The organism is Paenibacillus sp. RU5M, from assembly GCF_900221055.1.
Classification (GTDB): domain Bacteria; phylum Bacillota; class Bacilli; order Paenibacillales; family Paenibacillaceae; genus Paenibacillus; species Paenibacillus marchantiae.
This window is the reverse complement of record NZ_OBQM01000027.1, coordinates 1-2532: the sequence shown is the minus strand read 5'-3', so window position 1 is coordinate 2532 and position 2532 is coordinate 1. Positions and strand designations below refer to the sequence as shown.

Annotated in this window: 1 rRNA gene; it reads left to right on the top strand. The window is 54.0% G+C overall.

Going from position 1 to position 2532, the window contains the following annotated elements:
* Window positions 1–2526, top strand: a 23S ribosomal RNA gene (locus CRO25_RS32895); the annotation flags it as partial.
* Window positions 2527–2532: the final 6 nt, after the last annotated feature.

Below are 2532 nucleotides of genomic sequence, written 5' to 3'. Positions count from 1 at the left end.
CTCCGAGATGTATCCCGAGTAGTGCGGGGCACGTGAAACCCCGTATGAATCCGGCAGGACCATCTGCCAAGGCTAAATACTTCCTAGCGACCGATAGTGAAGCAGTACCGTGAGGGAAAGGTGAAAAGCACCCCGGAAGGGGAGTGAAATAGAACCTGAAACCGTGTGCTTACAAAAAGTCAGAGCCCGTTTTAGGGGTGATGGCGTGCCTTTTGTAGAATGAACCGGCGAGTTACGTTCCCGTGCAAGGTTAAGGTGAAGAGCCGGAGCCGCAGCGAAAGCGAGTCTGAATAGGGCGACTTAGTACGTGGACGTAGACCCGAAACCGGGTGATCTACCCCTGTCCAGGGTGAAGGTGCGGTAACACGCACTGGAGGCCCGAACCCACGCATGTTGAAAAATGCGGGGATGAGGTGGGGGTAGCGGAGAAATTCCAATCGAACTCGGAGATAGCTGGTTCTCCCCGAAATAGCTTTAGGGCTAGCCTCGGAAAACAGAGTCGTGGAGGTAGAGCACTGATTGGGTGCGGGGCCCGCAAGGGTTACCAAGCTCAGTCAAACTCCGAATGCCATAGACTTACTTCCGGGAGTCAGACAGTGAGTGCTAAGATCCATTGTCAAAAGGGAAACAGCCCAGACCATCAGCTAAGGTCCCCAAGTGTGTGTTAAGTGGGAAAGGATGTGGAGTTGCACAGACAACCAGGATGTTGGCTTAGAAGCAGCCACCATTGAAAGAGTGCGTAATAGCTCACTGGTCGAGTGACTCTGCGCCGAAAATGTAACGGGGCTAAACACACCACCGAAGCTATGGCTTGATGCTTTGCATCAGGGGTAGGGGAGCGTTGTATAAGGGTTGAAGGTGTACCGTAAGGAGCGCTGGACATTATACAAGTGAGAATGCCGGTATGAGTAACGAAAAGATCAGTGAGAATCTGATCCGCCGAAAGCCTAAGGGTTCCTGAGGAAGGCTCGTCCGCTCAGGGTAAGTCGGGACCTAAGGCGAGGCCGAAAGGCGTAGTCGAAGGACAACAGGTCGAAATTCCTGTACCACCGTAAGCCGTTATGAGCAATGGGGGGACGCAGCAGGGTAGTGACGCGGACTGATGGATGTCCGTCTAAGCAGTGAGGCTGATGTGTAGGCAAATCCGCACATCGTTAAGGCTGGGCTGTGATGGGGAGCGAAAATTATAGTAGCGAAGGTCATGATCTCACACTGCCAAGAAAAGCCTCTAGCCAGGTGATGGTGCCCGTACCGCAAACCGACACAGGTAGGCGAGAAGAGAATTCTAAGGCGCGCGGAAGAACTCTCGTTAAGGAACTCGGCAAAATGACCCCGTAACTTCGGGAGAAGGGGTGCCCCGGTAGTGTGAATAGCACGAGGGGGCCGCAGTGAAAAGGCCCAAGCGACTGTTTAGCAAAAACACAGGTCTGTGCGAAGCCGTAAGGCGAAGTATACGGGCTGACGCCTGCCCGGTGCTGGAAGGTTAAGGGGAGCGGTTAGGAGCAATCCGAAGCTGTGAACCGAAGCCCCAGTAAACGGCGGCCGTAACTATAACGGTCCTAAGGTAGCGAAATTCCTTGTCAGGTAAATTCTGACCCGCACGAATGGCGTAACGACTTGGGCGCTGTCTCAACGAGAGATCCGGTGAAATTTTAATACCTGTGAAGATGCAGGTTACCCGCGACAAGACGGAAAGACCCCATGGAGCTTTACTGCAGCTTGATATTGAATTTGGGTACGATCTGTACAGGATAGGTGGGAGCCTTTGAAACGTGAGCGCCAGCTTGCGTGGAGGCACCGTTGGGATACCACCCTGATCGTATCTAGGTTCTAACCTGGTACCGTAATCCGGTGCGGGGACAGTGTCAGGTGGGCAGTTTGACTGGGGCGGTCGCCTCCTAAAGAGTAACGGAGGCGCCCAAAGGTTCCCTCAGAATGGTTGGAAATCATTCGAAGAGTGCAAAGGCATAAGGGAGCTTGACTGCGAGACCTACAAGTCGAGCAGGGACGAAAGTCGGGCTTAGTGATCCGGTGGTACCGCATGGAAGGGCCATCGCTCAACGGATAAAAGCTACCCTGGGGATAACAGGCTTATCTCCCCCAAGAGTCCACATCGACGGGGAGGTTTGGCACCTCGATGTCGGCTCATCGCATCCTGGGGCTGAAGTAGGTCCCAAGGGTTGGGCTGTTCGCCCATTAAAGCGGTACGCGAGCTGGGTTCAGAACGTCGTGAGACAGTTCGGTCCCTATCTGTCGTGGGCGTAGGAAATTTGAGAGGAGCTGTCCTTAGTACGAGAGGACCGGGATGGACGTACCGCTGGTGTACCAGTTGTTCCGCCAGGAGCACCGCTGGGTAGCTATGTACGGAAGGGATAAGCGCTGAAAGCATCTAAGCGTGAAGCCCCCCTCAAGATGAGATTTCCCAGTATGTAAGACCCCTTGAAGACGACGAGGTAGATAGGCTGGGGGTGGAAGTGCAGCAATGCATGGAGCTGACCAGTACTAATCGGTCGAGGGCTTATCCAATATGCA